This is a genomic window from Xanthomonas sp. GPE 39, from assembly GCF_000963005.1.
In the GTDB taxonomy this organism is placed as follows: domain Bacteria; phylum Pseudomonadota; class Gammaproteobacteria; order Xanthomonadales; family Xanthomonadaceae; genus Xanthomonas_A.
Window position 1 is genome coordinate 1316218 of the sequence record NZ_JZHZ01000007.1, and the last position, 15490, is coordinate 1331707.

Annotated in this window: 15 protein-coding genes and 1 tRNA gene; 9 read left to right on the forward strand and 7 right to left on the reverse strand. The window is 60.6% G+C overall.

Going from position 1 to position 15490, the window contains the following annotated elements; translation table 11 throughout:
• Nucleotides 1-161 precede the first annotated feature (161 nt).
• Entirely contained in the window at nt 162-1589 is a 1428-nt protein-coding gene (locus tag XALGPE39_RS05540; RefSeq protein ID WP_045727323.1) for a sugar porter family MFS transporter, read from the forward strand.
• A 211-nt stretch (nt 1590-1800) separates the two neighbouring features.
• Here XALGPE39_RS05540 and XALGPE39_RS05545 read toward each other — a convergent pair whose 3' ends face one another.
• Complete coding sequence (locus tag XALGPE39_RS05545; protein WP_045727324.1) at nt 1801-3588, reverse strand: S53 family peptidase; 1788 nt, start codon at nt 3586-3588, stop codon at nt 1801-1803.
• A 270-nt stretch (nt 3589-3858) separates the two neighbouring features.
• On the opposite strand from XALGPE39_RS05545, the gene XALGPE39_RS05550 reads away from it, so the two are divergent.
• Nucleotides 3859-5040: an N-acetylmuramoyl-L-alanine amidase gene (locus tag XALGPE39_RS05550; protein WP_045727325.1), complete on the forward strand. Its 1182-nt coding sequence runs from the start codon at nt 3859-3861 to the stop codon at nt 5038-5040.
• Nucleotides 5041-5103: 63 nt separating this feature from the next.
• Nucleotides 5104-6027 carry a GTP cyclohydrolase FolE2 gene (gene folE2, locus XALGPE39_RS05555; protein WP_200893903.1) on the forward strand — a complete coding sequence of 308 codons (924 nt, stop codon included), beginning with the start codon at nt 5104-5106 and terminating at the stop codon, nt 6025-6027.
• A 102-nt stretch (nt 6028-6129) separates the two neighbouring features.
• Here the strand turns inward: folE2 and XALGPE39_RS05560 are convergent.
• A tRNA-Glu gene (locus XALGPE39_RS05560) sits at nt 6130-6204 on the reverse strand.
• 54 nt (nt 6205-6258) lie between these two features.
• Here XALGPE39_RS05560 and pcnB point away from each other — a divergent pair.
• The 6 genes from pcnB to pgi all read left to right on the forward strand — a co-directional run bounded on the left by pcnB (nt 6259) and on the right by pgi (nt 11831).
• Nucleotides 6259-7656, forward strand: a complete 1398-nt coding sequence (gene pcnB, locus XALGPE39_RS05565; RefSeq protein ID WP_082061834.1) for a polynucleotide adenylyltransferase PcnB — start codon at nt 6259-6261, stop codon at nt 7654-7656.
• Nucleotides 7653-8162 (forward strand): 2-amino-4-hydroxy-6-hydroxymethyldihydropteridine diphosphokinase, encoded by a 510-nt coding sequence (gene folK, locus XALGPE39_RS05570; RefSeq protein WP_045727327.1) that lies wholly within the window; start codon nt 7653-7655, stop codon nt 8160-8162. The genes pcnB and folK overlap by 4 nt, the downstream gene beginning before the upstream one ends.
• A 31-nt stretch (nt 8163-8193) precedes the next feature.
• Nucleotides 8194-9012 carry a 3-methyl-2-oxobutanoate hydroxymethyltransferase gene (gene panB, locus XALGPE39_RS05575; RefSeq protein ID WP_045727328.1) on the forward strand — a complete coding sequence of 273 codons (819 nt, stop codon included), beginning with the start codon at nt 8194-8196 and terminating at the stop codon, nt 9010-9012.
• Nucleotides 9009-9848 carry a pantoate--beta-alanine ligase gene (gene panC, locus XALGPE39_RS05580; RefSeq protein ID WP_045727329.1) on the forward strand — a complete coding sequence of 280 codons (840 nt, stop codon included), beginning with the start codon at nt 9009-9011 and terminating at the stop codon, nt 9846-9848. The genes panB and panC overlap by 4 nt, the downstream gene beginning before the upstream one ends.
• Nucleotides 9849-9939: 91 nt before the next feature.
• Nucleotides 9940-10320 (forward strand): aspartate 1-decarboxylase, encoded by a 381-nt coding sequence (panD, locus tag XALGPE39_RS05585; RefSeq protein ID WP_045727330.1) that lies wholly within the window; start codon nt 9940-9942, stop codon nt 10318-10320.
• Nucleotides 10317-11831, forward strand: a complete 1515-nt coding sequence (gene pgi, locus XALGPE39_RS05590) for a glucose-6-phosphate isomerase (protein ID WP_045727331.1) — start codon at nt 10317-10319, stop codon at nt 11829-11831. Before panD ends, pgi begins: the two co-directional genes overlap by 4 nt.
• A gap of 228 nt (nt 11832-12059) precedes the next feature.
• Here the strand turns inward: pgi and XALGPE39_RS05595 are convergent, their stop codons facing one another.
• The 5 genes from XALGPE39_RS05595 to XALGPE39_RS15540 all read right to left on the reverse strand — a co-directional run.
• Nucleotides 12060-12314 carry a hypothetical protein gene (locus XALGPE39_RS05595; RefSeq protein ID WP_152624826.1) on the reverse strand — a complete coding sequence of 85 codons (255 nt, stop codon included), beginning with the start codon at nt 12312-12314 and terminating at the stop codon, nt 12060-12062.
• On the reverse strand, nt 12275-13780 hold the full coding sequence (locus XALGPE39_RS15135) for a peptidoglycan-binding protein (RefSeq protein ID WP_082061835.1): 1506 nt from the start codon (nt 13778-13780) through the stop codon (nt 12275-12277). Before XALGPE39_RS15135 ends, XALGPE39_RS05595 begins: the two co-directional genes overlap by 40 nt.
• Nucleotides 13768-14430, reverse strand: a complete 663-nt coding sequence (locus XALGPE39_RS15530) for a hypothetical protein (protein WP_152624827.1) — start codon at nt 14428-14430, stop codon at nt 13768-13770. Before XALGPE39_RS15530 ends, XALGPE39_RS15135 begins: the two co-directional genes overlap by 13 nt.
• 85 nt (nt 14431-14515) lie before the next feature.
• Nucleotides 14516-14695 (reverse strand): hypothetical protein, encoded by a 180-nt coding sequence (locus XALGPE39_RS15535; protein WP_152624828.1) that lies wholly within the window; start codon nt 14693-14695, stop codon nt 14516-14518.
• Nucleotides 14696-14697: 2 nt separating this feature from the next.
• Nucleotides 14698-15490: hypothetical protein (locus XALGPE39_RS15540; protein WP_235429754.1), on the reverse strand; the 793-nt coding region annotated here is incomplete at its 5' end.

A 15490-nucleotide genomic window follows, 5' to 3' on the forward strand; every position in this document is an offset into this window, starting at 1 on the left:
CGACCCAGCGCAGCGGTCGCCAGGAAGCCTACGAGAACCTCATCAACCAGTACCTGATGCGCTGATGCGCTGTACTGCGCTGCGGTGGCCTGTGCGCCGCCGCAGCCATGCGGCTTTCCCCGCGTCGGCTTTCTCCCTTTTGCACGCCACCAGGTGAATCCATGTCCAGTGTTTCGATCGATCCTCGCGCCGACGCGGGCGAGAACACACGCCTCATCATCCTGATCAGTTGCGTCGCCACCATCGGCGGCTTTTTGTTCGGCTTCGACAGCGGCGTCATCAACGGCACAGTCGACGGCCTCAGGCAGACGTTTCAGTCCAGTTCCGCCGGTACCGGTTTCGAGGTGGCGTCGATGCTGCTGGGCTGCGCGATCGGCGCGTTCCTCGCCGGTTCGCTGGCTGATCGCTGGGGGCGGCGCACGGTGTTGATCGTCTCTGCGGCGTTGTTCCTGTTGTCGGCGTTGGGGGCCGGTGCGGCGCACAACTCGTTGCTGTTCGTGTGTGCGCGGATGATGGGCGGTTTCGCCGTCGGCGCGGCCAGCGTGATGTCGCCGGCCTACATCGCCGAGGTCGCCTCGGCGCGTTATCGCGGGCGTCTGGCTACCGTGCAGCAGATCGCCATCATCGGTGGTCTGTTCTGCGCTTTCCTCAGTAATTATCTGTTGGCAAAGGCCGCAGGTACTTCCACTCAGGCGCTGTGGCTGGATCAACCGGCGTGGCGCTGGATGTTCTGGATGCAGGCGTTGCCGTCGGCGGCGTTTTTGCTGCTGTTGCTGGCGATTCCGGAAAGCCCGCGCTTCTTGGTGGTGAAGGGCCGCCGCGAGCAGGCCCTGAGCGTGCTGACCCGGTTGTATGGCGATACTGCGGCACAGACCAAGCTGATCGATATTTCCGGTTCGCTGTCGGCCGACCTGCACAAGCCGAGGCTGTCGGATCTGATCAGCCAGGTCACCGGCAAGATCCGGCCGATCGTGTGGGTCGGTGTCGGTCTGGCGACTTTCCAGCAGTTGGTCGGTATCAACGTGGTGTTCTATTACGGTGCGGTGTTGTGGCAGGCGGTGGGTTTTTCCGAGAGCGACGCGCTGCTGATCAACGTGTTGTCCGGCGCGTTGAGCATTGGCGCCTGCTTGGTCACCGTCGTGTTGATCGACAGGATTGGGCGCAAGCCGCTGCTATGGATCGGTTCTGCAGGCATGGCGGTGGCGTTGGCGTTGGTCACCATCGCCTTCGCCAGTGCCTCGCTGGATCCGGCCGGCAAGTTGGCGATGTCACCGGGCATGGGGCGGTTAGCGCTGGTTGCGGCCAACGTCTATGTGGTCTTCTTCAATATGTCCTGGGGTCCGGTGATGTGGGTGATGCTGGGCGAGATGTTCCCCAATCAGATCCGTGGCTCGGGTCTGGCGGTGGCTGGTGCCGCGCAGTGGACGTCCAACTTCGTGATCACCGTGACCTTCCCGATCCTGCTCGGCAGCATCGGTCTGGCCGGTGCTTACGGTATCTACAGCGTTGCCGCGTTCCTGTCGGTGTTCTTCGTGCTCAAGTACGTGTACGAGACCAAGGGTAAGGAGCTGGAGCAGATGCAGGGCTAAAGGGCTAAAGAGTCGCTATCAAACTGCTGCGTCGTCGCCGGACGGGCGCGGGCAGTGCCCGCATACTTACATTGCGGCCCCTGCGCGCTGTCCGCGTCTGTCCGTCAGTGACTTGCGAGGTTTTATTGGCCATCTAGCCAGGTGCCGGCGCATGTCAGGTGCGCCGGCAACTACAGGGAGCGGCGAGCATCATGTGCGCGCCGCGTCTGGCTTACTGCGATTGCAGGTAGCGGCTAAAGGCGAGCATGTCCACGCTGCCCCATCCGGACACGAAATCCCAGCCAGGCGCGGCGTTGTAGCCGTCGCCGTACAATCCGTTGTCGCCGCTGACCACGTCGCGGCGGCTTCCGGCGTTTTTCGCATAGGCGTATAGCGCCGGAGAGATGAAGCCGATGCGGTTGCCGTTGGCCTGCAGTACTCGTGCGAGTAGCCCGGCGAAGGTTGGTGTCGCCGCGCTGCTCCCGTAGACGTAGCCGCTGAATTCGCCGCCATAGCGATCGGTCTGCAAGATGTAGGCGCTGCTGTCGCCTGAGCCGTTGAAGCTGACGTCGGGTACCGCGCGATAGCCATTGCTGACCATGTCCGGGATCAGGGTTTTTTGCCAGCTCGGTGCCGCGTATAGCTTGCTGCTGCCGCCTTGGGTAATGCCATGGCCGCGGTGCGCGTTCCAAGCGACTTCGTTGCCATAGGTGGTCCTGGCTCCGGCTGGTGTACGTAGTTCAGTCGCGCCTACCGCGATTGCGTAGGGATGCGAGGCGGGGAAGCCGACCTGACGCTGCTCCGGCTTGCCGAGCAGGCTTGGGTAGTAGGGCGGTGTATCGCTTGCGCTTTGCGGGGTGTAGATACCGTCGTCGCCGGTGCAGAACAGGAAATTTTGTCCATTGCTGACCGCCTGGGTGAGGCTGGCATCCAACGCTTGGTAGATGTCTTGTGAGACCGTGCCTTCCGGGCCGTAGATCGGTGTGCTGATCACATTGGCCGCGTCGTCGTCGACCGCGCGCTGCACGCCATCGACCAGGCTTTTGTATGAAAAGTCCGGCACGTTGTAGATGATCAGCCTACGCAGGCCGCCGGCACTACCAAGTAATAATTGCGTGTTCATGTCCCACTCGACCTCCTCCTGCTTGTTGAAGTTGCTGGGACGGAAACCCGGCGATGCTGGATCGCCGACCTGTACCACCTGCACGATGGTTTGCAGGCGGTGTTGGGCTTGGAAGCTCGCTAGATGCACCAGGGTGTTCTCCAGGTTGCCCGCGGCGATGATCGCGGCGGTGCTGCGCGAGGCGGGGGGCAGGCTTGCGGCGTTGTACAGCACAGGCAGGTCTTCCACTTGATGCATCACCGCCACCGTGCCTTTCGAAGCAGTCGCGTTCTGCGAGGGGATGTTTGCGCTGGTGGCCGTTGCGTCAACCTGCGCCAGCAGCACATGCGGCGTGGCGGCGCGGCGCACGGTGTCCAGTCCGAGTACGCCGGCCACGCTGCTGGCCAGCGCGGCCGGCACCTTGGCCGCACCATCGTTGACGTAGTAGCGCTGGCCGTTATCGGTGTAGCTGCGGATCGCGGTGTCGAACGCGGCCTGGATCGCGGCTACGCTGGCCTTGGCTTGTAGCAGCCTGCCGTTACCAGCCACGTGGACGTCGCTGATGCCTTTGCCGAGCAGATAATCCTTGATCCGTTGCACGTCGGTGGCGTTCGGCATCGTGAGGGTTTTTACTCGTGATCGTAGCGCGGGATCGTTGACGATCTGTGCAGCCAGTGCTGCGCTGGCCTGTTGCAGCGCTGCCGGGTCGGCGGGGCGCAGTAGGATGCTGATCTCCAAAGTGGCGTCCAATGGCGCCGGCGTCAGTGATTGGTTGGGTTGCGCAATGGCATGACCCGCAACCACTTGACTGGCGGTCGTGGTGGCGACCCAGTCGTTGCCAGGCACGGCGGCAGCGTTGGCGATGCTGCCGCACAGTGCGATGGCCAGTAGGGTTCTACGAAATGCAAACAGATGCATGGGCGTGACTCGCTGTTGGAAAGGCAGCCTCAGTTACCCATTTAATAAATACGATTCAATGGCAGTGCAAACTTGTCTACGATGCTCTAGAGTTTTGTGATAGGGCGCGATGAGTTGTATCGAACATAGTCACAGACAAAGACAGTGCCGTGCATTTCTGTTACTTTATAACGATAAAAAATAATGGATTGCGTTCGTGACTGCTCGTTGTATTCGCGTTGCGTGTGTCATGTTTGTCGGCGTTGAACCCATGCCATGCCTGGGTATGGCATGAACCGACGCGAGTGGTTGGGCTTGGCCGGCGCGGGTGCGGCCATGCTGTGCATGCCGGGGTTCGCGCGCGCCGCGGTGCCGCGGGTGTCGGCTTGCGTGCTGGAAACCGCGTCGGGACGGCTGCAACTGCGTTTGCAACTGGATGCGGCCGTGGAGTACCGCGTGTTCGCGCTGTCTGAACCGGAGCGGTTGGTCGTCGATCTGGCTGGAGTGGATGCGATGCCACCGCCGATCACGATGTCGGCGCACGATAGCGTGGTCGCGGCAATTCGCAGTGGTACCCAGCACAATGGCCTGCGTTTGGTGTTGGACCTGCGCCAGCCAGTGGCGGCCCATGCGCACTGGGACGCGACCGTGCCCGATGCCCCTGCGCAATTGTTGCTCGATCTAGGGCCGGCTTCTTCCGCTGCGGACACCGTTGCCGATACCGCAGCGACGGCGATGCCGCCGCCGCGTAGCGCCATCGTGGTGACTTCCCGGCCACGCGTGGTTGCCATCGACGCTGGCCACGGCGGCAAGGATCCGGGTGCGGTCAGCGCCGATGCGCGCTACGAGAAGCACGTGGCGATGGCGGTGGCGGGGCGCCTGTACCAGGCGTTGCAGGCCGACCCACGCTATCGACCGACGCTGATCCGCAGCGACGACCGTTTCGTGCCGTTGCACGAGCGTGTGGTGATCGCCCATCAGCGCAATGCCGATTTGTTCGTATCCATCCATGCCGATGCCGCCCCCAATCGCAGCGCGCAGGGAGCCTCGGTTTACGCCCTGTCGGAAAACGGCTCCAGTTCCGCGCTGGCGCGCTGGATCGCCGACAGCGAGAACAGTGCCGACCGCTATGCCAGCGCCGCCGAACGTTATCTGCGGCAGAAGGATCCGGTGCTGTCGAAGGTGCTGGTGGATCTGTCCATGAGTGGTACCATCGCCTCCAGCCTGCAGTTCGGCAAAACCATGCTCGGGCGCCTACAACAGGTCACCCGTTTGCACCAGGACGAAGTCGGGCAGGCTGGTTTCGCCGTGCTCAAATCGCCGGATATCCCGTCGCTGTTGGTTGAAACCGGCTTCATGAGTAATCAGGACGATTGCAGGCGCTTGGTCACGGATCGTCATCAGGACGAATTGGCGCAGTCGCTGCACCTGGGTATCGACGACTACTTCCAGGCCTTCCCATTGCATTCCTGAGCCGACGTCGCGGTTGCCGATGTTTCCTTTTTTCCAGACTGCCAAGAACCGATGAACCTGCCGATGCGTCTGCCGTTGCCCGATGTCGCCACCGACGAACCTTCCTCGATCGCCGCGCCGTTGCGCTGGGTGGGCATGGATGGCATCGCCTTGCCGATTTGCCTGGACGAAGCCGAGGGCTGCCAACCGTTGGCCGCGCAGGCGGCGCTGTACGTCGATCTGCCATCGACCCAGGCCAAGGGCATCCACATGTCGCGGCTTTATCGTTTGCTGGATGCGCATGCGCAGGTGCCGTTGACCCCGTCGCGGCTGGCGCAGCTACTGCGCGAGATGGTCGACAGTCATGCCGACTGCGCTTCCACCGCCGCGCGGCTGTCGTTGCGTAGCAGCCTGCTGCGGCGTAGTCCGGCTCTGCGTAGCGAGGGTTTAGCCGGGTGGAAGGCGTATCCACTGCGGATCGACGCGGAGCTTTGCCAGGGGATGGTGCGTATTACGTTGGGCGTGGAGGTGCTGTATTCCTCCACCTGTCCGTGTTCTGCGGCGCTGGCGCGGCAACTGCTCAGTGAGGCGTTCTTGCGCGATCATGCCGAGCCGGTCTCGCTGTCGCGTGAGGCGGTTGCCGATTGGCTCGCACAGCACGGCAGTTATGCCACCCCGCACAGTCAGCGCAGTGTGGCGGCGGTACAAGTGGGCGTCTCCACGCGGGCCTCGGCCTTCGACGTTGAGGCATTGATCGCCTTGATCGAGCAGGCGCTGGCCACGCCGGTACAGGCCGCGGTGCGGCGTGCCGACGAACAGGAGTTCGCCCGCCGTAATGGCGCTAATCTGATGTACGTGGAGGATGCCGCGCGGCGCTTGCAGCAGGCGCTGGGCGCGCAGCATGCGGATGCGCAGGTGCAGGTCCGTCATCTGGAGAGTTTGCACGCGCACGATGCGGTGGCCGAGGCCAGGCTGACCTCGAACGGACGTGTCGAGGCGATGCGCTGATCCAGTGCAACCGCCAAGTTCGGTCGATGCTGAGCCCGTAAACACAAAACCCCGCTTAGGCGGGGTTTTTTTGTGACTCATCCGCTGCAGATCAGGCGAAAATGGCGCTCCCTAGGGGGCTCGAACCCCTGTTTTAGCCTTGAGAGGGCCATGTCCTAACCACTAGACGAAGGGAGCGTTTGGTCGTGCGATTGCAGCGCGCTAGTATATGGGGCACGCCGTCCTTCGGCAATCCTGCCCGCAACCCGATACGGAAGCGCCATCATCAATTCGCCAGTTCCACCGTCATTCACCCCGTGCGTGATCCCGCGCGATCAGCACACGATCTCGCGCAAGGACATCAGTCCCAATGCTCTGCGCGTGCTGTACAGGTTGCGCGAGGCCGGTTTCGGCGCCTATCTGGTTGGTGGCGCGGTCCGCGATTTGCTGGTTCAGTGGCAGCCAAAGGATTTCGACGTCGCCACCGACGCCACCCCCGAACAGGTCAAGCAGCTTTTTCGTAATTGCCGATTGATCGGGCGGCGCTTCCGTCTGGCGCACGTGGTCTATGGCCGCGAAATCATCGAGGTCGCCACCTTCCGTGCCAATATCGACGACGGCAGTGGGGATCGCGAGCTCGACAATGGTCGCCTGGTTCGCGACAACGTTTACGGCAGCATCGAGGACGACGCGCTCCGCCGCGATTTCACCTGCAATGCCTTGTATTACGCCATCGAGGATTTCTCGGTACGCGATTACACCGGTGGCTTCGAGGACGTGCAGGCGCGGCTGATGAAGTTGATCGGCGATCCCGAGCAGCGCTATCGCGAGGATCCGGTGCGCATGTTGCGCGCGGTGCGGCTGGCGGCCAAGCTCGGTTTCCAGATCGATGCCGGTACCGCCGAACCGATCCCGCGTCTGGCTGGCTTACTGGCCGAAGCGGCACCTGCGCGGCTGTTCGAGGAGGTGCTCAAGCTGTTTTTGTCAGGCCACGGTGTCGCCAGCTTCGAAGGCTTGGAGCGCTACGGTCTGCTTGCCGCGCTATTTCCGGAAAGCACAGCGGCGCTGCATTCCAACCGCAGTGGTGCGTTACGACGGATGCTGATCGATGGTCTGCGCAATACCGATACACGTGTCGCTAACGACGAGCCGGTCTCGCCAGCGTTCTTGTTTGCGTTGCTGTTGTGGCCAGCCTACTGCCGCGCGCTGATGACCCTGCAAAAGCAAGGCATGCAGACGGAAGAGGCGCAGCGCCGTGCCGCTGACAGGGTGACCTTGCATCAATTGGCGACTGTGGCGCTGCCGCGGCGCTTCTCGCTGCCGATGCAGGAAATCTGGTTGTTGCAATCGCGTTTCACCTCACGTCATCGCAAGCGGGTGATCCGGACGCTGTCGCACCCGCGTTTCCGTGCCGCGTTCGATTTTCTGATCGTTCGCCAATCCGCTTCCGACGAGCACACTGCCGATATCGCCTATTGGCGCGAACTGCAACAACAGCCGGGCTACGCGCCGCCGCCGCGCGGTTTAGATCCCGAGATCGACTATGTCGGCGACGAACTCGCCTTGGCACCGCCGGCCGATAGCGAAGAAACTCCTAAGCGCCGTCGGCGGCGTCGGCGGCGTCCGGACTCCGCCGCTCCCGTCGAGTGAACGCGGCTGCCGCTGCCCCGGTCCATGCCTGCATTGGCTTAGGTGGCAACCTCGGCGACGCTGTGGCGACACTGCGTGCGGGATTGGCCGCATTGGACACGCTGCCGCAAACACGCCTGCTCGGTGCCTCGCAGTTGTACCGCAGCCCGGCCTGGGGCAACCAGGCGCAGCCGGATTTCATCAATGCCGCTGCGCTGGTGAGCACCGGGCTGTCGGCCTCGGCGTTATTGCAGGCGCTGCTGGCGTTGGAAACCCGACATGGCCGGCAGCGCCATGCGGGCGAGCGCTGGGGGCCGCGTACCCTGGACCTGGATCTGTTGCTGTACGCCGAGGCGGTGATCGACCTGCCTGGCCTGCAGGTGCCGCATCCGTTCCTGCACGCGCGTGGTTTCGTGTTGTTGCCACTTGCCGAGATCGCCGCCGAGCTGGCAATTCCGGGCCATGGCACGGTGCGTGATGCATGCGAACGCATCGATACCAGCGCAATCGTGCCAATCGGTAGATAATGCTCCGCTCATTACCGCCGCACATGAGCTTATGAGTAGCCACGCCGACAGCAAACCCTGGACCGTTCCCGCCCTGGCCGAGGCCAAGCGCCGCCAGCAGAAGTTGGTGATGTTGACGGCCTACGATGCCGGCTTCGCCCGGGTGTTCGACGCCAGTGGCGTGGACATGATCCTGATCGGCGATTCGCTGGGCATGGTGGTGCAGGGCCACGATTCGACCTTGCCCGTCAGTGTGGACGATATCGTCTACCACACTGCGGCGGTGGCGCGAGTGTTGCAACGGGCGCTGCTGGTCGCCGACCTGCCGTTCCAGTCGGACGCCACGCCCGAACGTGCCTTGGATGCGGCGACGCGGCTGCTGCAGGCCGGCGCGGAAATGGTCAAGTTGGAAGGTGCCGGTTACAAGCTCGAGGTGATCCGTTTTCTCAGCGAGCGCGATATCCCGGTCTGTTCGCATCTGGGGCTGACCCCGCAATCGGTGCTGACGTTCGGTGGCTACAAGGTGCAGGGTCGCGAGGCGGCCGCCGCCGCCAAGCTGCGCGAAGACGCCGCCGCCGCCGCCGCCGCCGGCGCCGCGCTGGTGGTGCTGGAATGCGTGCCGTCGCCGCTGGCCGCACGCATCACCGCCGAGCTGAGCATTCCCACGATCGGCATCGGCGCCGGCCCTGGGTGCGACGGTCAGGTGCTGGTGATGCACGACTTCCTCGGCTTGGACAGCGGCCACCGCCGCCCGCGTTTCGTCAAGGATTTCCTGGCCGAGGGCGGTTCCATCGCCGGTGCGGCGCGTGCGTATGCCGAGGCAGTGCGCGCCGGTACCTTCCCCGACGCTGAACACGCCTACGCCCAATGATCCAGACCATCACCGAACTGGCGAGCTTGCGTGCGCTCGTTGGCGATTGGAAGCGGCAGGGCCTGCGCGTGGCGTTCGTCCCGACCATGGGCAATCTGCATGCCGGGCATTTCTCGCTGGTGACCCTGGCCCGGCAGCAGGCCGACCGCGTGGTGTCCAGCGTGTTCGTCAATCCGACCCAGTTCGGGCCCAACGAGGACTTCACCCGCTACCCGCGCACGCCCGAGGCTGACACCGGGGGGCTGCAACAGGCCGGTTGCGACGTGCTGTGGCTGCCGACCGTGGAGAGTATGTATCCCCTGGGCATGGAGCAGGCCTTGCGCATGCACGCTCCAGGCGTGAGCGAGGTGCTGGAAGGCGCGAGCCGCCCCGGCCATTTCGATGGCGTCTGCACGGTGGTCGCGCGTCTGTTCAACCAGGTGCTGCCGGACCTGGCCGTGTTCGGTAAGAAGGATTACCAACAACTGGCGGTGATCCGGCAGATGGTTGCCGACCTCGCATTCCCGATCCAGATCATCGGTGGGGCCATCGTGCGCGATGCCGACGGCCTGGCGATGAGCTCGCGCAACCAGTATCTGTCCGCCGAAGAGCGGCCACGCGCCGCGCACATCCACCGCACCTTGCAGGCGATGCGCGAGGGCCATCTGGCCGGGCTGGCGCGTGCGCAAGTGGAGGCGAGGGCGACCGCGCAGTTGCAGGCGGTTGGCTTCGAGGTGGACTACACCGTGCTGCGCCGGCCCGACCTGAGCGAACCGCAGGATCAGGCTGGCCCGCGTGTGGCGCTGATCGCCGCGCGGCTGGGGCGGACCCGGCTGATCGACAACCTGGAGTTCTGAGCCCGCGTCCGCCCCCTGCCGGGAGGGGCGGACGCCCCCGCATCCCCCGACTGCTAAACTGCACACCTTTCCTGACCGCAGTGCCGCACGCATGCAACTGAGCCTGTTGAAGACCAAAATCCACCGCGCCACCGTCACCCATTCCGAACTCAACTACGAAGGGTCGATCGCCATCGACGGACTGCTGCTTGAGGCCACCGGGATCCGCGAGTTCGAGCAGGTGCATATCTGGGACGTCACCAATGGCGCGCGCTTCAGCACCTACGCGATCCGCGCCGACGAAGGCAGCGGCATCGTTTCGCTCAACGGTGGCGCGGCGCGCCATGTGCAGGTGGGCGATCTCATCATCATCGCCGCCTTCGCCAGCATGAGCGAAGAAGAGGCCGCGCGCTTCCAGCCGACCCTGGTGTACGTGGACGGCAACAACACGATTACTCACACTAACCACAGCATTCCAAAGCAGGCCGCATGACACAGTCCACCGGTTTCGACGCACTGCACTCCCACGCCCAGCGCCTGCGCGGTGCGCGTCTTCGCGAATTGCTGGCGGCCGAACCTGGCCGTGCCGATGCCTTGGCGCTGCAGGTCGGACCGCTGTACTTCAATTTCGCCCGACAGACATACGACCGCGCGGCGTTGGACGCGCTGCTGGCGTTGGCCGCCGAGCACGATGTTGCCGGTGCGTTCCAGCGCCTGTTCCGTGGCGAGACGGTCAACGTCACCGAGGGCCGCGCCGCGTTGCACACGGCCTTGCGTGGCGATCTCACCGATGCGGCGGTGGCCAGCCAGGCGCACGCCAGTGCGCGCGAGGTACAGCAGCGCATGCGCGCGTTGATCGACGCGTTGGCGCAGACCGAAGTCACCGACATCGTCAGTGTCGGCATCGGTGGCTCCGACCTGGGGCCGCGTCTGGTCGCCGATGCGTTGCGTCCGGTCAGTGGTGCTCGCTTCCGCGTGCATTTCGTGTCCAACGTGGACGGTGCGGCGATGCAGCGCACGCTTGCCACGCTGGATCCGGCGCGCACCGCCGGCGTGTTGATTTCCAAGACCTTCGGCACGCAGGAGACCCTGCTCAACGGACAGATCCTGCGCGATTGGCTCGGTGGCAGCGAGCGCCTGTACGCGGTCAGCGCCAATCCCGAGCGCGCGGCCAAGGCGTTCGACATCGCCGCCGCACGCGTGCTGCCGATGTGGGACTGGGTCGGCGGCCGCTATTCGTTGTGGTCGGCGGTCGGCTTTCCTATCGCGCTGGCGATCGGGGCCGATGCGTTCGAGCAATTGCTGGCCGGTGCCGCGCAGTTCGACGATCACGCTTTGAATGCGCCGTTGCAGCAGAACGTGGCGGTGCTGCATGCCTTGACCACCCTGTGGAACCGCAACGTGCTCGGTCATGCGACGCAGGCGGTGATGACCTACGACCAGCGTCTGGCGTTGTTGCCGGCGTATCTGCAGCAGTTGGTGATGGAGAGCCTGGGCAAGCGCGTGCGTCTGGACGGCAGTCCGGTCCAGTCCGACACCGTGCCGGTGTGGTGGGGCGGTGCGGGGACCGATGTGCAGCACAGCTTTTTCCAGGCGCTGCACCAGGGCACCAGCATCGTGCCTGCCGACTTCATCGGCTGCGTGCGCAGTGACCACCCGTATACCGTCAACCATCAGGCCCTGCTCGCCAACCTGCTGGCGCAGACCGAGGCGCTGGCCAACGGGCAGGGCAGTGACGATCCGGCCCGCGACTACCCCGGTGGCCGTCCGAGCACACTGATTCTGCTTGATGCGTTGACTCCGCAGGCGTTGGGCGCGCTGATCGCGATGTACGAGCACAGCGTGTACGTGCAATCGGTGATCTGGGGAATCAACGCGTTCGATCAGTTCGGTGTGGAGCTGGGCAAGCAGTTGGCTAGCCAGTTGTTGCCGGCGTTGCAGGGCGAAGCCACCGACGTTGCCGACCCGGTGACGCGCGCGGTGCTGGTGCGCTTGCGCGGCTGAATGCCTCTGGCGCCGCAGGTTGGTTCCGGTCCGCCTGCGGGTTGTATGCGGCGTTACCTGTTACCGGGTGCTAACCGCGAGGGGGCGATCAATTCGCCCCCCGTTTGTGTGTGGATTTCGGCCTGAGTAGAAGAAATTTAGACACCTGCAATTGGGCCGTCTTGGGTTGATCGAACCAGGCGCCGTCCGCGTGTTTCGCGTGCGGTGGTGCTCATGCTATCGGTCTGGCTATCGGCCATAAGACTGCTGTTGTTGCTGTTGCTGCCGCATGGCTGTCAACTCCGCTTCGCGTGTCTGCTGCTGGTTCTGCACTTGCTGGAGCGTGGACTGCACAGATGGCGCAGGTTCGCGCAGGTCCAGCATGAAGTGGTTATAAGGGACATCGAGATTGCGGCCATAGAGCGTATCGCCCTTGACCACGAAATCGTTTTTCCCTCCTGTGTTCATTCCTTGGAGCGCCATCTTGCCGACGAGCTGGTGCATGCGTTCCTCGGACACCGAGATGCCCCTGCCCTCCATGGTGGTCTTTGTCTGAGCGTAGAGCGCATGCAGCGGGGAAGTGGGGCTGCTNCAGGGGGCTGGTCACGTTGAGGCTGGGTCGGGTGCTCGGCGACAGCATCGGTCGAACGGGAAGGAGCAGGCTGGGCGTGATCGGCCAAATGGCGGTCGGGGGTGAGGTCCTGCGCCTTCTGCCGCGTGGCTAACTCCGCATGCGTTTGCAGTGCTTCGAGCGTGCCTGGGTCGGCAATGCCGGTCGGCTCGCGGCCAGCCAAACGCTGGAAGTTCTCTACCGCTTGTTGGGTTCGGGGGCCATAGTGCTTGTCGTCCTGGATGGCGTTGCCATCCCGGTCGGTGGCGCCGATTGCTTGCAAGTGTTGTTGCAACGCTTGCACGGCGGCGCCACGGTCGCCGGGTTCCAGCGGATGGGTCGTCGTCAGCGGAAGATGGGATGGTTTCGACGTCGCCGGTGTGTGCGGCATATGGCTCGCTGGTTGCCCTCCCACAACCGGAGTGTCGTGCCGCGCAGCGTTCTGTGAGTGCGTCGTGGTTGGGATTTCAGGTAGATGGTGATCGAGGGCGCGCGAGCGCTGTGCATTTAATGCGACCTGGGTAGCCGTGAGTAGTTCGGCACTGGTCAGTTGTCCATCAATGCCGTAGCGTTGCTGGAACGCCGAAATGGCTTCGTTAGTGTGGCTATTGTGGCCGCCGCGGTGGCCGTCTACGATCAGTTCATGTCCCAGATCATCGTGAATGCCTAGGGTGTTGAGATTCTTTTGAATTTGTTCAATAGTTGAATCAGGTGGAATTTTCTGATCATTTATATTGGGTAGTGAAATTATCCCTTTGGACAAATTCTCCATTACCTCGGGCGTCAGCATTCGTTCCCATGAAGCAACTGCAGCCTTCCGCTCAGGCAAATGTTTATAGCCGCCATTGATGTCGAACGTTGCTTCACGGACATCTAATTGATGTCCAATGGATTTAACACGACTAGACCAATAATGCAATGCGATATTTGCGGCATTATCACGGTCTGCTGCCAAATCTGGATTGCTTGTGAGGTTCAGTCCAATCTCTCTTTCAGCACGTGCATAATTTCCGCGCCCGGTTAATTGTACGTAGCCTCTGCCATGAAAGCGCCATCCGTCACCTGGTTCGGTGTTCCCAAGGTTGTCTTTTCCCCAGTTGCCACCGTAAATCGCATTTGCTATGGCTTCATGACCTTCGCTGACAATTGATTTTGCTTTGGCTTCTGTGTCGATTCCATTACGGCCAGGGAAAACTTTCAAAAGCCGATCAGGCTTGTAATTCAGGCTCTCATGCATTTTAGAAAAACCGCCAGACTCAATCTGCATTTGCCCCATGAATGCTGCTAGTTCTCTCGAATCAGTGATCCCAGATTGATACGCTTTAATTAGAAGGTAGTCACGATTATTTAATTCCGACATACATCCTCCGTATTGTGCCTAAGGCAGCGAACTAGTGAGTCATTTTTATTTAGAGCTGGCAAGCCGTGTTCAGAAAGTGTCGCGTCCGGACTCCAACTATTTGTATACTTGAGAAGAGAATCATTCTTGCTTTCAATGAGGCTTCCTTTTTCACAGAGTGGTGCGGCTTCCGCGCTTCTGTCGAGAGGTGCATTGTTAGGAATAACTATTATTCCTTGATCTTTTATTTCAGTCCCGGAGATTGAATAAAAAATATATTTCCAATTTTTATTCACGAAAGAGTATGCTGTTCCACCTGTTGCACCTGCGAATAATAAATGTGTGCGATTGAATCTCCCGTTAGGCGGGGATTTGTCTTTTGGAAATATAATCTCAGGATTACCTGGCGATCCATACGCATAATATATGTATCCTGACTTATCAGAAACTGATTTTGATGCACACATTGAAGCAATTTTATTTCTGCCTTCAATTTTGCACGAAATTAAAATTTCTTCATTATCAGAGCATTGTGTTTCGAATTTTTTTGTAATGACGACGTGCGTAGTAGGTTTGGGTATGCGATTATAGAGTTGATCAGCTTGCGCAATGGAGTTGCAGGTGAAAATCCATGTTGCCATAAAAATTAATTTGTGCTTTTCCAGTTTCATGGGATTTTTCTCAATAGCAAAGTTAATTTTTTCGCGCCAATATTGCTATTATATTGAATCGATGTGGATGTTCTCCATGGTCTGTCTATAGTGTGCCGATGTTATAGCCGCTATTTGCAATAGGCTTCAATAAGGCTGGGCTGTCCTTTTCGTGGATGTGCTTTCCGGCAAAGATGAGCTGATAAGCAACACCCCCTCCTTCGGAGCTTACGCCGATGCTATAATAAAATAAGGCGCTCAACTCATTGTCAGTTAAGTTCGTCATGATTAATCTTCCTTGCAAGATAGGCCTGGAACGGTTGGAAGTTTTAACGTATCTGCTAGGTAGCCTGTGGCGTCTTGGATATTTTCATTTTTGATCTTAGCGATTGCATCGCGCACTTCTTTTTCATCTACAATGCGCAATGCCGGGGCTAAGCCAATAGGTGATAGATCAGACTTTCTCAGTCGGAATACAAAGCAACCTTCGATAGCCAAAAATGTACCATCATTCAAGTCAAGCGCGGATGTAATTTCAGAGTGAAAACTGCCGGTGGTACAATTTTTAGGCCCGCTCATTGAGTGGTAAATAGGGAATTTACTCCAATTCTTGGCGGATTTTGAATTTGCATCATTGATTGATATGGTGGAATTTAATCGTACGTAACAGCCATTGGTCTTATTTTTTATGCTTAAATTGGATCCTTCTAAGCTAATTCCGGCTAACTCCATGGGCATGGAATTGACGGAAGCTTGAGGTTTTTTATCTTCTGGGGCATGCAAAATTCCATTTCCATCCGTAAACATTACATATTGCCGTCCGTCTTTCTCACGTGCCACCTTTACTTTAATTTTCTGGCCTGTGAAAAAATCCAATGCCTCAACATTGTCTCCTCCGGGAGGCTCCGACACGACCCATGCACGTAGCTTGCCATGCTCGTTTTCAACAAACATCATCGATGCATTTGGAAGCATACGTTGTGCAATCCCATTATCAGGCCATACGGGCTTAGAGCGTGTTATGAACTTGAGGCTTTCGCGGCTATCGTAAGCGGATGAAGCCAGCACGCTCCTATCCGAC